The following is a 661-nucleotide window of genomic DNA, read 5'->3' as shown; positions in this document are numbered from 1 at the left end:
TGCGCCCAGACAATTGGCTCCCGCTCAATCCGGGTGACCTGCTCGGAAGAGCCGGATGCGGGAAATCCGCACGTCCGGTTCTGTGAGGGTGAAAGCCAGCAATGGCCGATCTACTCGACTATGGCCATGCCATCGGTGATGAGGTGCTGAAGGAAATCGCCATGCGACTGGAGAGGGCGATCCGGAAGGAAGATACCATCGCAAGGCTGGGTGGTGATGAGTTTGCGGTGGTCATGGAGTCACTGAAGGAAGCGGAGGGCACTATGCACTGTGTGCAGCGGCTGAACGCGGCTTTCAAAGAGCCGGTTATCGTTGGTGACGCACAGTTTGTGCTCAGCGCCAGCATTGGCATCAGCCTCTATCCACAAAACGGTACTGACGCCCATACCCTGCTGCGCAACGCGGATACGGCCATGTTCAAGGCGAAGGAAGCCGGGCGCGGCACTTTCCAGTTCTATGTCGAGGAAATGACCCGCTATGCGGTGGAGCGGGCAAGAATGGAGGCGGACCTGCGTGAAGCCGTGGAGCGGGGCGAGCTCGAACGCTGCCAGCCATGGAGAGCGAAGCGAAGGCTGGTAGACCCCAGTAGCCGCGAGGCCGCACTGTTTTCCCGGCGTGCCTTGCGCCAGAGGGAAAACAAAGTAGGCATCCGAACGCGGCG

At 60.4% G+C, this 661-nt stretch carries 1 protein-coding gene; it reads left to right on the top strand.

All coding sequences use genetic code 11. The annotated features are described in order from the left end of the window. Positions 1–101: 101 nt before the first annotated feature. On the top strand, positions 102–661 hold a 560-nt coding region (locus ACOCD2_RS24470; protein ID WP_294106792.1), incomplete at its 3' end, for a GGDEF domain-containing protein.

This window comes from Thiolapillus sp. (genome assembly GCF_048562965.1).
In the GTDB taxonomy this organism is placed as follows: Bacteria; Pseudomonadota; Gammaproteobacteria; order Chromatiales; family Chromatiaceae; genus Thiolapillus; species Thiolapillus brandeum_A.
Note: the sequence above shows the minus strand (reverse complement) of the source record. Positions and strands in the feature narration are given on the sequence as shown.